Annotated in this window: 15 protein-coding genes; 7 read left to right on the top strand and 8 right to left on the bottom strand. The window is 71.2% G+C overall.

The genetic code is table 11. The features are described 5' to 3' along the window. Positions 1–56: 56 nt before the first annotated feature. Positions 57–566: an FBP domain-containing protein gene (locus ACGFZW_RS20595; RefSeq protein ID WP_393894595.1), complete on the top strand. Its 510-nt coding sequence runs from the start codon at positions 57–59 to the stop codon at positions 564–566. A 22-nt stretch (positions 567–588) separates the two neighbouring features. Here the strand turns inward: ACGFZW_RS20595 and ACGFZW_RS20590 are convergent, their stop codons facing one another. Beyond that, positions 589–1,365, bottom strand: a complete 777-nt coding sequence (locus tag ACGFZW_RS20590) for a TetR/AcrR family transcriptional regulator (RefSeq protein ID WP_393894594.1) — start codon at positions 1,363–1,365, stop codon at positions 589–591. A 169-nt stretch (positions 1,366–1,534) separates the two neighbouring features. Further along, on the bottom strand, positions 1,535–2,410 hold the full coding sequence (locus ACGFZW_RS20585) for an alpha/beta fold hydrolase (RefSeq protein ID WP_393894593.1): 876 nt from the start codon (positions 2,408–2,410) through the stop codon (positions 1,535–1,537). Positions 2,411–2,481: 71 nt separating this feature from the next. Here ACGFZW_RS20585 and ACGFZW_RS20580 point away from each other — a divergent pair, with 71 nt between their 5' ends. Further along, on the top strand, positions 2,482–2,877 hold the full coding sequence (locus tag ACGFZW_RS20580) for a MerR family transcriptional regulator (RefSeq protein ID WP_393894592.1): 396 nt from the start codon (positions 2,482–2,484) through the stop codon (positions 2,875–2,877). A gap of 163 nt (positions 2,878–3,040) precedes the next feature. Beyond that, entirely contained in the window at positions 3,041–3,886 is an 846-nt protein-coding gene (locus tag ACGFZW_RS20575; RefSeq protein WP_393894591.1) for a DUF5937 family protein, read from the top strand. Here ACGFZW_RS20575 and ACGFZW_RS20570 read toward each other — a convergent pair whose 3' ends face one another. The 5 genes from ACGFZW_RS20570 to ACGFZW_RS20550 all read right to left on the bottom strand — a co-directional run bounded on the left by ACGFZW_RS20570 (position 3,887) and on the right by ACGFZW_RS20550 (position 8,046). Then, complete coding sequence (locus ACGFZW_RS20570) at positions 3,887–4,660, bottom strand: succinate dehydrogenase iron-sulfur subunit (protein ID WP_393894590.1); 774 nt, start codon at positions 4,658–4,660, stop codon at positions 3,887–3,889. Then, complete coding sequence (gene sdhA, locus ACGFZW_RS20565; RefSeq protein ID WP_393894589.1) at positions 4,660–6,414, bottom strand: succinate dehydrogenase flavoprotein subunit; 1,755 nt, start codon at positions 6,412–6,414, stop codon at positions 4,660–4,662. Before sdhA ends, ACGFZW_RS20570 begins: the two co-directional genes overlap by 1 nt. A gap of 24 nt (positions 6,415–6,438) precedes the next feature. Continuing rightward, positions 6,439–6,921 (bottom strand): succinate dehydrogenase hydrophobic membrane anchor subunit, encoded by a 483-nt coding sequence (locus ACGFZW_RS20560; RefSeq protein ID WP_393894588.1) that lies wholly within the window; start codon positions 6,919–6,921, stop codon positions 6,439–6,441. A gap of 9 nt (positions 6,922–6,930) precedes the next feature. Then, positions 6,931–7,311, bottom strand: coding sequence for a succinate dehydrogenase, cytochrome b556 subunit (gene sdhC, locus ACGFZW_RS20555; RefSeq protein ID WP_393894587.1), 381 nt, complete (start codon positions 7,309–7,311; stop codon positions 6,931–6,933). Between the two features lie 180 nt (positions 7,312–7,491). Next, positions 7,492–8,046 (bottom strand): 2-oxo-4-hydroxy-4-carboxy-5-ureidoimidazoline decarboxylase, encoded by a 555-nt coding sequence (locus tag ACGFZW_RS20550; RefSeq protein WP_393894899.1) that lies wholly within the window; start codon positions 8,044–8,046, stop codon positions 7,492–7,494. A 449-nt stretch (positions 8,047–8,495) separates the two neighbouring features. Between ACGFZW_RS20550 and ACGFZW_RS20545 the strand changes: the two genes are divergently transcribed. The 3 genes from ACGFZW_RS20545 to ACGFZW_RS20535 all read left to right on the top strand — a co-directional run bounded on the left by ACGFZW_RS20545 (position 8,496) and on the right by ACGFZW_RS20535 (position 12,700). Beyond that, positions 8,496–10,217 carry a glycoside hydrolase family 20 protein gene (locus tag ACGFZW_RS20545; protein WP_393894586.1) on the top strand — a complete coding sequence of 574 codons (1,722 nt, stop codon included), beginning with the start codon at positions 8,496–8,498 and terminating at the stop codon, positions 10,215–10,217. A gap of 600 nt (positions 10,218–10,817) precedes the next feature. Continuing rightward, a complete protein-coding gene (locus ACGFZW_RS20540; RefSeq protein WP_393894585.1) occupies positions 10,818–11,654 on the top strand; it encodes an RNA polymerase sigma factor in 837 nt (278 codons plus the stop codon). Next, positions 11,654–12,700: a hypothetical protein gene (locus ACGFZW_RS20535; RefSeq protein ID WP_393894584.1), complete on the top strand. Its 1,047-nt coding sequence runs from the start codon at positions 11,654–11,656 to the stop codon at positions 12,698–12,700. Before ACGFZW_RS20540 ends, ACGFZW_RS20535 begins: the two co-directional genes overlap by 1 nt. 182 nt (positions 12,701–12,882) lie before the next feature. Here ACGFZW_RS20535 and ACGFZW_RS20530 read toward each other — a convergent pair whose 3' ends face one another. After that, on the bottom strand, positions 12,883–13,758 hold the full coding sequence (locus tag ACGFZW_RS20530; RefSeq protein WP_393894583.1) for a peptidoglycan-binding protein: 876 nt from the start codon (positions 13,756–13,758) through the stop codon (positions 12,883–12,885). Between the two features lie 204 nt (positions 13,759–13,962). Here ACGFZW_RS20530 and ACGFZW_RS20525 point away from each other — a divergent pair, with 204 nt between their 5' ends. Then, positions 13,963–15,561: a methylmalonyl-CoA mutase gene (locus ACGFZW_RS20525; RefSeq protein WP_393894582.1), complete on the top strand. Its 1,599-nt coding sequence runs from the start codon at positions 13,963–13,965 to the stop codon at positions 15,559–15,561. The last annotated feature ends 163 nt before the right edge of the window (positions 15,562–15,724 follow it).

Here is a 15,724-nt window from a genome sequence, read left to right as displayed (position 1 = left end):
GGGCCGGGAAAAAATCGCAGGACCGACCCCCCGCCCCGCTGTTAGCTTCCGTAGCCATGGAGCCCGTAGGTGAAAAAGCCATACGCACGTCGTTCGTGAACTGCTCGAAGGGGGAGGCGAGCAGGATCAATCTTCCCGTGGGGGTGGCCGAGCTGCCCTGGGCGGATCTGGACTTTCTCGGGTGGCGTGACCCGGGGGCGCCGGACCGGGGGTATCTGGTGGCACCGCGTGGGGACGAGCTGGTCGGTGTGACGCTGCGGGTTCCGCAGGGGGTGCGGCGGAGTTTCACCAAGACGACGGTGTGCTCGGTCTGTGTGACCGGGCATCCGGGGCCCGGTGTCAGCCTGCTCGCCGCGCGTCGAGCGGGGTCCTCGGGGCGGCAGGGGAACACCGTCGGCACCTACTTCTGCGCCGACCTCGCATGCTCCCTGTACGTGCGTGGCCGTAAGCGTTCGCAGCTCGCCGGGCGGCACGAGGAGACGCTGCCGCTCAAGGAGCGGATCGCACGGACGGTGCGGAACCTGGATGCCTTTCTGCAGAAGGTCCTTGAGGGGAAGGGAGAGTAGGCCGGCTCGTCCTCCGGGCTTCTCAGCCCTTGCCGTCGGAGCCTGCGCCGTGGGAGGGCGGCTCTCCCGTCGGGGCGATCCGGTCCGACGGGCGGAGCAGGAACTCGCTCAGCACATCGGTCACTTCGCGTACCAGGGGCCGCAGTACGCGAAAGCGGGAGGCGGCCACCGCGCGGGCGACCAGGGGCGTCGTGCGTTCCACCAGGGCGCGGCTGCGGGCGCACTGCGGTGAGCGGTCGTGGACCCAGTAGAGGACCAGGCCCATCTGCTGCAGCCACAGCAACTGCGGTAGCTGCGAGGCGAGTTCGGGAGCCGGCTTGATGTCCGCGCCGGCCAGGACCTCGCGGTGCAGGGCGATGGCGGCGTCCCGTGGGCCCTGCGATTCCCCGGAGAAGGGGCTGAGCGGGCTGGCGGGGTCGGCGGCGTTCTTGAAGAACTGGGCGGCGAACTCGTGGTACGGCTCGGCGATGTCCAGCCACGCGAGCAGCACCCCGCGCAGCCGGTCCGACAGGCCCGTCTCGCGGGCGAGGATGTCCTGGACGGCGGCCGCGTGCTCCTGGGCGATCCGGTGGTAGAACCCCTGGACGAGGTGCTCTTTGGAGCCGAAGTAGTAGTACGCGTTGCCGACGGAGACGCCGGCCTCCTGGGCGATGGCTCGCATCGTGGTCCGGTCGTAGCCGCGCTCGCGGAAGAGGCGCAGGGCGGTCTCCAGGATCAGCCGCCGGGTCTGCTCGCTCTTGGCCCCGGGGCCGCTCCCGGGCCCGGCCGCCTTCCCGCTGCTCGTCGTCGCGTCGTCCACGGGACGACCTTAATCGGCGGTCGGCTCCGGCTCTGCCCCCGGCCCGGATACGGGGAAACGCGAGCTGCCCCTGGAGGCCGGGTCGCGCCTGTTCACTCCGGCTCCCGCGCCCAGCCCCCGAGTCGGCCGTCCCAGCAACCGTCAGCCCCCCCGCCCCGCCCGGTCCCCGTCACAGCCCATGTGCCGCCAGGAAGTCCGTGATGAGGCCCACCCACTCCGTCGGCCGCTCGACCATCGGCACGTGGCCGGTGGCGATCTCGGCGTAGGCGGCGCCGGGGATGTGGTCGGCCACATAGCGGGAGAGCGAGGGGTGCAGGAGCTGATCCCGAGTCGTGGCGATGACGAGGGTCGGCACGGCGAGCTGCGGGAGGTCGGCGGTGGTGTCCACGGTCCCTACGAGCGCGGCCTGCTCCGCCGAACCGGGCGGCCGGAGGCCGGGGCTCGGGTCCAGTACGGCGTCCAGCTCCTTCGGCGACAGGGCGTTCAGGTACTCCGGGGACAGACTGCCCAGCGCTCCCGCCTGCGCGAAACCCGTGTCGTCCCCCTCCGCCAGCAGCCTCAGCCACAGGGCAAGCCAGAGGTCGAGGCGTCGGTCGGGGCGGGCGAGTGCCGAGGTCAGGACCAGGCCGCGGACCCGGTCGGGGTGGCGGGCGGCGGCCCGTACGGACACGGCGGTGCCCAGCGAGAAGCCGATCAGCGTGAAGGTCTCCAGGCCCGCCGCTTCGGCCTCGGCAACCAACGCGTCGGCCAGGGCGTCCAGCGTCAACGGGGCGGTGGCGCGCGGGGTACGACCGGAGCCCGGGTAGTCGGGGGCGACGACGCGGTGGCCGGATGCGGTGAGGACGGGGATGAGCGGGGAGAAGTTCCTCTCGATGCTGCCGGTCGCGCCGTGTGCCAACAGGATGCCGGGGCCGTGCGCGTCACCGGTCGTCGCCGTGGACAGCCGCGGCAGAACGCGCGTGGTGGCGTCGGCCGTGGCGGGAGATGCGGCAGCGGAGGCCGGTGCGGAGGAAGTTGCAGCGCTGTTCGCGGGAATGTGCGTCATGGGAACGAGGTTGCACCTTGACGCCGGTGTGAAGGTCAAGTCGGCGTCGAGAGATGGCATGGGGGACCCGGATGAGGATCGGTGAGCTGTCGCGTCGTACGGGCGTCAGCACGCGCTCGCTTCGCTATTACGAGCAGCGGGGGCTGCTCCGTGCCCGGCGCGATACCAACGGCTACCGCAGTTACGGCCCGGATTCGGCGGACACCGTCGCCCGCATCCGCGAACTCCTCGCCGCGGGCATGAACACGGACGCGATCCGTGATCTGCTGCCCTGCGCCCAAGGCGGCCCCGCCCTCATCTCCTGCGACCTCTCCCGGGCGGTGGTGGAGCGGCAGATGGCGCAGCTGGACGAGGAGATCGAGAAGTTGCGCAGCCACCGGGAGGCCCTGGGGGCGTACGAGCGGGGCATGCGGGAGCGCCGCACCGAGGACGAGGCAATGCCGCCGAGGGCACTCCGGTCCGCCTGACAGCTGCCTGCCGGCCTCCACCACCAGCTTCCCCGCGGCATCTCGCTCACCCCGATTCACCCCCGTCCCCACCGACTCGCGCGTTTGGCTTGCGGAACCGGCCGGGGCGACGGATCCTCAATGTCCACGCCGTTCGGGGGAGCGGCGGGAGCAGGGGGATGGCGTGCTGAGAGTGCATTTCACCGCGCAGGATCTGGCCCGTACCCGGCTGGCGGACGGTGCCGATCCCTTGTGGGAGACCGTGCTGAGCCTGCACAGCCTGCGGGATCACCGTGCCGAGCCGGCGTTGGCCGCCTGGCGCCGGGACGCGGTGCGGCAGGGGCCAGGGCCGCTGCGCACCTTGCTGCCGCTGGTCCCGCTCCACGGCTACTTCCCGGACTTCCTCACACCGCCCGCCGCCGCGGCCGGCGTCGAGCCCGGGCTGGAGGCCGTGATGAGCACACCACGGGCCAGGCTCCGCGCCGAACTGGACCTGCTGGCCACGCAGCAGCCGCTGCCGGGATGGGCACGCGGCATCGCGGACGGTGAGCCGGCCGCGCTCCGGAATCTCGCCCGCAGCCTGCGTACCTATCACCATCTCGCCGTCGCCCCCCATTGGCCGCGCATCGCCCAATGGGTCGCCGCGGACCGGGCGTTACGCACCCACGCGCTGGGCCAGTCGGGTGCCGAGGCGATGCTGCGGACATTCGGGCCGGCCATGCGGTGGCGGGCGCCGGTGCTCGAGGTCGACTATCCCGTCGAGCGGGAACTGCGTCTGGCGGGGCGAGGGCTGGTGCTCGTCCCGTCGTACTTCTGCCGTGACGAGCCGGTGGCGCTCGCGGACGACGCGCTGCCGCCGGTGCTGGTCTACCCGGTGGGCGTGCCGGTGAGCGCCGAAGGGCCCAGCCTCCGTGGATACGGAAGCGGGGCCCTTCGTGACGTACAGGCCCGGATCGGTGCCCGGGTCGTCACCCGGTTCGCTGTCCGGGCGGCCACCCGGAGCGGAGCCGGGGTCAGGAGTCAGGCGTGATCAGAAGCGACGCGTGATCAGCGCGCGCTTGACCTCCTGGATCGCCTTGGTGACCTCGATACCGCGCGGGCAGGCGTCCGTGCAGTTGAAGGTCGTACGGCAGCGCCAGACGCCGTCCTTGTCGTTCAGGATCTCCAGGCGCTGCTCGCCACCCTCGTCACGCGAGTCGAAGATGAAGCGGTGCGCGTTGACGATGGCGGCCGGACCGAAGTACTGGCCGTCGTTCCAGAACACCGGGCAGGACGACGTGCACGCGGCGCACAGGATGCACTTGGTGGTGTCGTCGAACCGCTCGCGGTCCTCGGCGGTCTGCCGGCGCTCACGGGTCGGCTCGTTGCCGGTCGTGATCAGGAACGGCATCACATCGCGGTACGCCTGGAAGAACGGCTCCATGTCCACGACGAGGTCCTTGAGGACCGTCAGGCCCTTGATCGCCTCGACCGTGATCGGCTTCTGCGGGTTGATGTCCTTGATCAGCGTCTTGCACGCCAGGCGGTTCCTGCCGTTGATGCGCATCGCATCGGAGCCGCAGATGCCGTGGGCGCAGGAACGCCGGAAGGTCAGCGAACCGTCCAGCTCCCACTTGATCTTGTGGAGGGCGTCCAGGACGCGCTCCTTGGGGTCGATCTCCAGCTCGAAGTCCTGCCAGCTGGCGTCCTCCGAGATCTCCGGGTTGAACCGGCGGATCCGGAAGGTGACGGTGATCGTGTGCGAAGCGCCGTCCTCGGCCGCGTCCAGGGCCGCGGAGTGCTTGTCGAGAGTCGGGGTGCTCATCAGTACTTACGCTCCATCGGCTGGTAGCGGGTCTGCACGACCGGCTTGTAGTCGAGGCGGATCGACTCTGCGCCGTCTGCGCCCACCTCGCGGTACGCCATGGTGTGCCGCATGAAGTTGACGTCGTCGCGGTTGGGGTAGTCCTCGCGGTAGTGACCGCCGCGGGACTCCTTGCGGGCCAGCGCGGACACCGCCATGACCTCGGCCAGGTCGAGGAGGTTGCCCAGCTCGATGGCCTCCAGCAGGTCGGTGTTGAACCGCTTGCCCTTGTCCTGGATGGACACGTTGAGGTAGCGCTCGCGCAGCTCGCCGATCTTCTCGACCGCGGTCTTGATCGTCTGCTCGGTGCGGAACACCATCACGTTGGCGTCCATGCACTCCTGGAGCTCCTTGCGGATCTCCGTGACCCGCTCGGTGCCGTTGGAGTCGCGCAGCCGCTCGACCTGGTCGATGACCTGGCGTGCCGGGTCCTCGGGGAGCTCGACGAAGTCGGCGCCCGCTGAGTACTCGGCGGCGGCGATACCGGCCCGCTTGCCGAAGACGTTGATGTCCAGCAGCGAGTTGGTGCCCAGGCGGTTGGCGCCGTGCACGGAGACACAGGCGACCTCGCCGGCGGCGTACAGGCCCGGGACGACGGTGGTGTTGTCGGCCAGCACCTCACCCGCGACGTTGGTCGGGATGCCGCCCATGGCGTAGTGCGCGGTCGGCTGGATCGGGATCGGGTCCGTGTAGGGCTCGATGCCGAGGTACGTCCGCGCGAACTCGGTGATGTCCGGCAGCTTGGCGTCCAGCTGCTCCGGCGGCAGGTGCGTCAGGTCCAGGTAGACGTGGTCGCCGTCCGGGCCGCAGCCGCGGCCTTCCCGGATCTCCGTGTAGATGGAGCGGGAGACGACGTCACGACTCGCGAGGTCCTTCATGACGGGCGCGTACTTCTCCATGAAGCGCTCGCCGTCCTTGTTGCGAAGGATGCCGCCCTCGCCGCGCGCACCCTCGGTCAGGAGGATGCCCATGCGCCAGATGCCCGTCGGGTGGAACTGGAAGAACTCCATGTCCTCCAGCGGCAGCCCGCGGCGCCAGGCCGCGGCCTGACCGTCACCGGTCAGGGTGTGCGCGTTGGAGGTCACCTTGAAGAACTTGCCGGTGCCGCCCGAGGCGAAGACGATCGACTTCGCCTGGAAGACGTGGATCTCGCCGGTCGCGAGTTCGTACGCGACGACACCCGCGGACTTCTGGACCCCGTCGACGTCCTGGAGCAGGAGGTCGAGGACGTAGAACTCGTTGAAGAACTCCACGCCCTCCTTGACGCAGTTCTGGTACAGCGTCTGGAGGATCATGTGGCCGGTACGGTCCGAGGCGTAGCAGGACCGGCGGACCGGGGCCTCACCGTGGTTGCGCGAGTGACCGCCGAACCGGCGCTGGTCGATGGTGCCGTCCGGCGTGCGGTTGAACGGCAGGCCCATCTTCTCCAGGTCGAGGACCGAGTCGATGGCCTCCTTCGCGAGGATCTCGGCGGCGTCCTGGTCGACCAGGTAGTCGCCGCCCTTGATCGTGTCGAAGGTGTGCCACTCCCAGTTGTCCTCCTCGACGTTCGCGAGGGCGGCGGCCATGCCGCCCTGCGCGGCGCCGGTGTGGGAGCGCGTCGGGTAGAGCTTCGTCAGGACCGCGGTGCGGCTGCGCTTGGTCGACTCGATGGCCGCGCGCATGCCCGCGCCACCGGCGCCGACGATGACGGTGTCGTACTTGTGGATCTTCATTGGTCGTTACCTCAGCCCCGGGGCCTAGCGGATGTTCGGGTCGAAGGTGAAGATCACCAGCGTGCCCAGAAGGACGGTGAACACCGTGGCGGTGTACAGCAGCATCTTCAGCCAGAAGCGGGTGTTGTCCCGCTGCGCGTAGTCGTTGATGACGGTGCGCAGGCCGTTGGCGCCGTGCAGCATGGCGAGCCAGAGCATCAGCAGGTCCCAGCCCTGCCAGAACGGCGAGGCCCAGCGGCCCGCGACGAACGCGAAGCCGATCTTCGAGACGCCGCCGTCCAGCACCAGCTGGATCAGCAGATGGCCCAGGACGAGGACGACCAGGACGATGCCGGACAGGCGCATGAAGAGCCAGGTCTGCATCTCGAAGTTGCCTCGTGAGGCGCGCGGGGTCTTGCCGGTGCGCTTGCGCGGCGGCTCGATCACCGGTGCCGGGTTGTCGACGTCGTAGAGCGGGACGTCGTCCGTCGCAGAGGCACCTGCGGGGGAGTGGGTTTCAGCAGACATCTCGCTTCATCAGCTCCCGAACAGCGTGCGCAGGGTGTGCTGCAGCACGGGGTAGAAGGCACCGGCCATCAGCACGACCCAGATACCGACAACGGTCCACAGCAGCTGCTTCTGGTACTTCGGGCCCTTCGACCAGAAGTCCACGGCGATGACCCGCAGGCCATTGAGCGCGTGGAAGAGGATGGCGGCCACCAGGCCGTACTCCATCACGTTGACGAGGGGCGTCTTGTATGTCGCAACGACATCGTCATAGGCCTCGGGTGAGACCCGGACGAGAGCGGTGTCGAGGACGTGTACGAACAGGAAGAAGAAAATGAGGACGCCGGTGACTCGATGAGCCACCCAGGACCACATGCCTTCCCGGCCGCGGTACAGCGTTCCAGCCGGCACGGAAATACCCTCCGGGAGCGGGGATTGGGGCCAGCCGGCTTCACTGTCGGTCGGGCCCGGCCGGGTACGGTCCACCGGCCCTGGCCATCGTAGCGACGACTTGTCGGTTCCTTCGCCCGGGGTCCTTAGGTGTGATCAAACAGGCACCAACGGGCTATCACACAAACACGAAACGTCACTTTACGGATGAGAAGCCACGAGTCGTGCCAGCCGGCCGCGGATCAATCGGCGCAGTTCGTCGGCGGTGACCGCCCGCTCCTCGTCCTCGTCGTTGCCCAGCCGGGTGCGGATACCCGCAAGAACCTGGTCGAGCAGCTCGTCCTCGCGATAGCCGTCGAGGCAGATCACGAAGGCGTGCCGGAACCGCCGCTCGTACTCGGCGTGCGCGGCGCGCAGGGCGGTGTGGGCGGCGAGCGTGCCCGGTCCGCGGGCGCCGACCAGGGGGTGCGGGGAGAACGATTCCTCGGCGAGCGCCTCGTCCACCTCGGCCGGGGCCAGGTCGTAGCAGGCCTCGTCGGAGGCGGCGAGGAGGGAGTCAGGGTCCGGGTACGGGCGGTGCGCGGCGACCCGCTCGGCCCAGCGGCGGCTGCCGCAGCAGGTCAGCAGCGCGGCCTCGGTGAGGTCCCGGGGGGCGGCGTTGAAGCGGTCCAGCCCGGTGGCGGCCCGGGGGTCCGGGGACAGCGTGGCCCCGCCCTGCGCGCGTATGCCGCCGCGCGTGGGCTGCGGAATGTGCAGCGTCGTCGGCCTGGCGGCCGGGTTCTCGCCGGACAGCGTGGCTCCTCGGACGGATGCGGATACGGGGCGGACAGGAGGCGGGCCGGACCGGGTTCGGGCGGTTCCGGGAGGGTTCGGGTGGTGCGGAGGACTGCGGATGGATCCCTTCGGCGGGTGCCGGGCGGACTGCTGACGGAAGCTGGACGGAAGCCGGGGTACGCGGGCGGAGGAAGCGGAGGAGGTGACAGCTGTCGTGGCGATGGTGCGTGCGACGCGACACGCCGACGGTGTCCCGGCCGGCCGGGAGCCCCGGGCGACTGACCGCTGGAGACGCCACGCTAACGACGCTTGTCGACCGCTGTCCGACGGATGCGCGAATTTCACCCGGATGAGAGAGCTTTCCGGCGGTTGGTGGACGACAGGCCTCCGCAATTGGCAATGCCTTCGCCCTGAAATGTGAGGATTGCACGATGTTGAATCCGATGCGGCCGCCGCGCTCCACCCGGCCGTCGACCTCCCTGTGGCCCTCGCCTTCGTCCCGGCCGAGGTCACGGCGGGGCCCGGTGGGGCGCGTGGCCCTGGTGGCGGTCCTCGCCTCGACGCTGGCGCTCGCCGGCTGTTCGGACGCGGCGGACTCCGACGCCCCCGGCAGCACCGGCTCCTCGAAGAGCGCAGCTCCCTCGTCGGCCGCGCCCACCCCGACCTGGGCGGCGGTGAAGGGGCCGCCGCGCATCGTCCCGGCGGTACGGGACTTCCGCCCGGCCGACGGGACGGGCTGGCGCCCGTCCAAGGGGGCCCGGGTGGTGGTGCCGGCCGGCGCGAAGAGCAACGTCGCCGACGAGGCCCGGCTGATGGCCCGGGATCTGGGCGGCCTGCCCACGGTCTGGGGCGAGCAGACCGTACGGCCGGGCGACATCGAGGTGAAGCTGACCGGCAAGGGTGGCGACCGGCCGAACAACGCGCCGGTCGACGGCACCGCCGACGAGGCCTACACCCTCACGGCCCGCGGCACCCGCCTCACCCTCACGGCTCCCACCGACGCCGGCATCTTCTACGGCACCCGGACCGTCAAGCAGGCGGTGCGCACCGCCGGCGGCCTCCCCGAGGGCACCATCGAGGACCGGCCCGACCGCCCCCAGCGCGGCATGATGCTCGACAACGCCCGCAAACCGTTCAGCGCGGCCTGGATCGAGAGTCGCCTCCGGGAGCTCGGCGACCTCAAGCTCAACCAGTTCCAGCTGCACTTCTCCGACGACCAGGGCTTCCGGATCCAGAGCGACACCCACCCCGAGATCGTCTCCGCCGACCACCTCACCAAGGCCCAGGTGCGCCACCTGCTGCGGGTCGCTGCGGGTCTGCACATCACCGTCATCCCGGAGATCGACTCACCCGGTCACCTGGGCGCGGTCCTGAACAAGCACCAGGACCTCCAGCTGCGCAACGCGCAGGGCGGCACGGTGCGCGGCGCCATCGATATCTCGAATCCGAAGTCCGCCCAGCTCATCGACCAGCTGATGCGCGAGTTCGCGGAGCTCTTCACCTCGACGGACTGGCACCTGGGCGGCGATGAGTACCAGGCGCTGATGTCCAGTTCCCCCGATACGACCTATCCGCAGCTCGCGCGGGCCGCGCGGGACAAGTACGGGCCGAACGGCACCATCGAGGACCTGGCGACCGGCTGGCTCAACGACCGGGAGAAGACCGTCCGCGACAAGGGCAAGAAGCGCATCGAGGCATGGAACGACGGGTTCTTCTCCGGCGGCGAGGTGAGCCCCGACAAGGACCGCACGGTGGCCTACTGGACGGGCAAGGAGATGGGCGCCAACGACCCGGCGGCGTTCCTGCGGGAGGGCCGCACCGTCTTGAACTTCAACGACGAGTACCTCTACTACGTGCTCGGCGAGCCCAACCAGTTCACCTACCCGACCGGCGAGCGGATCTACCGCAGCTGGACCCCGCGGGTGTTGCGCGGCACCACGCCGGTCGGGGTGCCGCGGAATCAGACCGGCCCCGACCGGGTGCCCGGCGCACGGTTCGCGATCTGGTGCGATCTGGCCGATTCGCAGACGACCGAGCAGGTCGCCGCGGGCATCCGGCTGCCGCTGGCGGCACTGGCCCAGAAGACATGGGATCCGCGGACGCCCGCCATGTCCTGGCAGGACTTCAAGGCGCTGGCGGAACGGGCCCGGTAAAGGAAAGGGCCCGACGAAGGCCGGGCCGGGCAGAAGCGAGGGACGGCCGGGGCCGCCACCCCCCACAGGAGAGGCCCCGGCCGTCGTTCGCGAAGGGGCCGCTCACGGCCCCTATCCGATACAGCGCCGGACGGCCCGAAAGCGTCACACGGGGTGCGGGCCGCGGCACGGCCAGTTCTCTGGACGCGGCCCGGCAGTGGCCCGTAACGTGCCCATCCGCGCCGGTTGGCGCACTGATCACGCCGCTGTGCGTGATCGAGAGAGGCCGTGATTCCGGGAGTTGCCAGATGGAACGGTGCGCGCACCGGACGGGCGCCGCGGCGGGCGGAGGGCCGCGCGCCGGCCGGTCCGCGAGGCTCTGCGGCCGCCCGGGGACCGGGACGGTCGTCGCTCCTTGCGGTGGCCCGGATTCGGAGCGTGCGGCGGCACGGGTTACGGTCAGCAGGAACAGTCGGGTTACCAGGAGTTCCCGGCGCGCCGAGTGACCGGCGGCGGGCGGTGGCCGGCAGGTGTCCGGAGCCGCGCGGCGCATGAGCGGTCAGCGAAGCGAAGTGATCAAAGACCGGGCGGCGGACTTTCCGCGTGCGACAGGATGGACCCGTGCGAGGGGACGACATTCAGCCGGACGACAGTCGGCTGACGGTTGCCGTGCAGGCGGCACAGAACGGCGACGAGGCGGCGTTCCGTACCGTCTATCGCGCTGTGCATCCCCGACTTCTCGGATATGTGCGGACCTTGGTGGGCGAAGCGGACGCCGAGGATGTCGCGTCCGAGGCATGGCTCCAGATCACCCGCGACCTCGCCCGCTTCAGCGGTGACGCCGACCGCTTTCGCGGGTGGGCAGCCCGTATCGCCCGCAACCGCGCCCTGGACCACATACGCATGCGCGGCCGGCGCCCCGCGGTCGGCGGTGACGAGAGCGAACTCGCCGACACCCCCGCCGCGTCCGACACCGCGGGCGAGGCGCTGGAGGCGCTGGGGACCGGCCGCACCCTCGGCTTGATAGCCAGGCTGCCCCAGGACCAGGCCGAGGCGGTGGTGCTGCGGGTGGTGGTCGGACTCGACGCCAAGGGGGCCGCGCAGGTCCTGCGCAAGCGGCCGGGCGCGGTACGCACCGCCGCGCACCGGGGCCTGCGGCGCCTGGCCGAACTGCTCGCCGACGCGCCGGAGGTGGGTGCCGGCCTGGACCTGAGCCAGGTTCATGACGACGGCGACAGCGCCGAGCGTGCCGGGGACGGCGGACCGGCGGACGGTTTCGAGGACGGCACGGAGCAGGGCGCCGAGGCCCCGGCGGAGCGGGCCGCGCGCACCCCGCGCCGGGGTGGTGGAACGGTGGGCGGGGTGCCGGCGCAGGGCAGAAGACGCCGCGACGGCATGGCGGAATCGTACGTACCGGGTGTGACGGAAACGGCTGCACGAACGCAGAAGGACATGTGATGGCCGACGACCGGTACAACTGGCTCGACAAGGACGCCGCGGAGCAATTGCTGCGCGGTGAGCCGGTGATAGGCCCGGACGGTGGCGGCGCACGCGAGCTGAGGCAACTCCTCGACGCCGCGGCCGCGGCCGGCGGGGGGGCCGCCCGGAAAGAGCTGCCCGGTGAGGACGCGGCACTGGCCGCCTTCCGCCAGGCGCGCAACGGCTCCGCAGCGCGTCGGCGCAAGCCCGTCGCCGGCGAGCAGCCGGTCGCCGCGCACACCCTGCGCGCCGACCTCCCCGAACGCACCCGGCTCGCACGCCCCTTCCGGCGCGGCTTCGCCGTCGCCCTGGCGGCCTGCGCCATCGGCGGCGTCGCCGTCGCGGCCGGCACCGGCATGCTCCCGACGCCCTTCCAAGGCGGCGGCGATCCCGACCCGGCCGCCAGCGTCTCGGCCGCGGAGACCCCCGGCACCTTCGACACGCAGGAACCCGGTCCCCAGACCGAAGGAACCACCGAGCACACCCCGGACGCCACCCCCGGCCAGGGCACGACACCGCCCGGCGGCAGCCCGACGCCGGGCGGCGACAACGATGGCGCGGCGACCGGCACCCCCGGCGACCGCCCCGGCCCCGAGGACACCGCGGGCGCCGGCGACAACGGCGACACCCCGCCGGACCGCGATGCGCGCCAGAAGTACGTGGAGAGGCTCTGCCGGGCCTACGAGTCCGGTGGCCACGGCGGACTGGACCGCCGCACCATCCGCCGCCTGGAGCGCGCCGCCGGAGGCGCCGACAAGGTGCACGCCTTCTGCCGCAAGTACCTCCGCGCCCACCAGGACGGCGAGTCGGGCGGCGACGGCGAGGACGGCTACGGCGGCGGCAAGGGCGACAGCCAGAGCGGCAGCGGCCAGGGCGGCGGCGACGAGGACGACGACGAGCACCCGCCCGCCGCACCGAGCACCACCCCGGCGGCCGGCGCGTCCACACCGGCCCCCGCACCCTCCAGCTCCGCGCCGGACCCTGTCGGCGCCACTCTCACCACCGCGCTGAACAGCCGGCTGTGACGTTTTTCGGCCCGGTGGCGCAGTACCAAGTGAAGCCGACTGGTCATCGGCTGCGCAGGAGCCGGGGTTCCCCCCGTACCTACGGCTCCGCGCACATGGCGCGGGCGGGGCACGTTCCCCCGGCCCTGCCCGCGCCCTTTCTTTCTTTCCTTCCAGGGCCCTCAGCGGCCGGCGCAGCGCCGCTACCGGTGGACGACCACCTTCGTGCCCTTCTCCGCCGCGGCGAACAGGGCGGCGATCTTCCGCTTGTCCCGGACGTTGACGCAGCCGTGTGAGGCGCCGCTGTATCCACGGGCGGCGAAGTCCGACGAATAGTGCACCGCCTGGCCACCGCTGAAGAACATCGCGTACGGCATCGGCGAGTGGTAGAGCGTCGAGACGTGGTGCCTGCTCTTGAAGGTGATGGCGAAGGTGCCCTCGCGGGTGGGGGTGTACTGCGAGCCGAAGCGGACGTCCATCGCCGAGACCACCCGGCCGTCGACCATCCACGCCAGGGTGTCGCTCCGCTTGCTGATGCAGATCACCCGGCCCGTCATGCAGCGGGGATCCGGGGTGCCGATCGGCTTGGTCGTGGGCGGATACAGCTCGGCATGCGACGGCTGCCGGGTGCGGGAGCGCAGCGCGCTCCACGCCGAGGGTTGCACCGCGCCGGTGGCCGGCAGGCCCTGCTGCCGCTGGAAGGCGCGGACCGCGGCGGCGGTGACGGACGCGTAGTACCCCGTGGGGGAGCGGTCGAAGAGTCCCAGCTGGGCCAACCGCGCCTGGAGTTCGCGGACCTGCGAGCCGTGCGAGCCGGCAGCCATCACCGGCTGGACGGGCTTGGCGGGGCGCCTCGTACGCTCCTGCGACACCGGAGGTGTGGGACGGCCGGTGGTTGGCGGGCCGCCGTCCGGAGCCGGGGCCGCGGTCGTGGGCAGGTGGCGTCCGCTCCTGTCGTCCGCTCCGCCGGTACCCGTGACGGTCACCGGCCGGCAGCCCACCGCCAGCGCCGCCACCACGAGCGCCGCCGCGGCCACCCGCCAGCCGCGCACCGTTCGTCCGCCCCCACGACGCCGCATGTCCCACCCCCGGGTTTCGCCGGCTGCACCGGCCACCGGTGATGCTTCCCTGCGCCGCCGGGCGGTGAACCTGCGCACGCCGCCGGCGGGGCCCAGCGTGCCGCTCCGCGCAACACGCCTGCCCGCCGCTACAGTCCGTCGCGGCGGCAGAAGTGCTACTTCTCGGTAACGGGGATCACCGGTCACCAGTGGAGGGCGACACCCATGGCGCGCGAGCCGAAGAGTGTGCGACGCAACGAGAGCGGGCTGCCCATCGAGCCCGTCTACGGACCGGAAGCGCGGACCGGCTGGGACCCGGACACCCGGCTCGGCACGCCGGGCGCGTACCCCTTCACCCGGGGCGTGTACCCGTCGATGTACACCGGGCGCCCCTGGACGATGCGCCAGTACGCGGGCTTCGGCACCGCGCGCGAGTCCAGCGCCCGCTACCGGCAGCTGATCGCCCACGGCACGACGGGCCTGTCGGTCGCCTTCGACCTGCCGACGCAGATGGGCCACGACTCGGACGCGCCGATCGCGGCCGGAGAGGTCGGCAAGGTCGGGGTGGCCATCGACTCCATCGAGGACATGCGCCTGCTGTTCGGCGGCATCCCGCTGGGCGAGGTCTCCACGTCCATGACCATCAACGCACCGGCGGCACTGCTTCTGCTCCTCTACCAACTCGTCGCTGAGGAACAAGGGGTGACGCCGGACCGGCTCACCGGCACGATCCAGAACGATGTGCTCAAGGAGTACATCGCGCGCGGCACCTACATCTTCCCGCCCAAGCCCTCGCTGCGCCTGATCGCGGACATCTTCAAGTACTGCCGTGCCGAGATCCCGAAGTGGAACAGCATCTCGATCTCCGGCTACCACATGGCCGAAGCCGGCGCCTCGCCCGCGCAGGAGATCGCCTTCACGCTCGCCGACGGTGTCGAGTACGTCCGCACCGCGATCGCCGCCGGTATGGACGTGGACGACTTCGCGCCGCGTCTGTCGTTCTTCTTCGTCTCCCGTACGACCCTCCTGGAGGAGGTCGCCAAGTTCCGTGCCGCGCGCAGAATCTGGGCCCGGGTGATGAAGGAGGAGTTCGGCGCGCGCAACCCCAAGTCGCAGATGCTGCGCTTCCACACCCAGACCGCCGGCGTCCAGCTCACCGCCCAGCAGCCGGAGGTGAACCTCGTACGGGTGGCGGTCCAGGGCCTGGCCGCGGTGCTCGGCGGCACCCAGTCGCTGCACACCAACTCCTTCGACGAGGCCATCGCGCTGCCGACGGACAAGGCCGCCCGCCTCGCGCTGCGTACGCAGCAGGTGCTCGCGTACGAGACCGATGTGCCCGCCACCGTCGATCCGTTCGCCGGGTCCTATGCCGTCGAGTCGATGACGGACGACGTGGAAGCAGCGGCGGTCGAACTCATGCAGCGGGTGGAGGACCTCGGCGGCGCGGTGGCCGCCATCGAGCACGGCTTCCAGAAGGGCGAGATCGAGCGGAACGCGTACCGCATCGCGCAGGAGACCGATGCCGGCGAACGCGTCGTGGTGGGCGTCAACCGCTTCCAGCTGGACGAGGAGGAGCCCTACGAACCGCTGCGGGTCGACCCGGCGATCGAGGCGCAGCAGGTCGAGCGGCTTGCCACGCTGCGGGCCGGGCGGGACGGGCGCGCGGTGACGGCGGCGCTCGCCGAGTTGAGGACCGCGGCCGGGGGAACGGCCAATGTCCTCTACCCGATGCGTGAGGCGCTGAGGGCGAAGGCGACGGTCGGAGAGGTGTGCAACGCGCTGCGCGAGGTGTGGGGGACGTACGAGCCGACGGACGTGTTCTGAGGGGGGAGCAGGGAGTGGGGAGCGGGGAACGAGCTCGGAAGGGCGAGTCGTGTGGGGCGTTCCTGAGGCCACCGCTATGGGTGACATCGGGACCGCGGGGGCACCCGCGTACTACGCCTCCGGCCGGGGACCCGGCTGCCGCGGAACCGGGCTGCGTCACACT

The sequence above is a fragment of the Streptomyces sp. NPDC048248 genome (assembly GCF_043201875.1).
Classification (GTDB): Bacteria; Actinomycetota; Actinomycetes; order Streptomycetales; family Streptomycetaceae; genus Streptomyces.
Note: the sequence above shows the minus strand (reverse complement) of the source record. Positions and strands in the feature narration are given on the sequence as shown.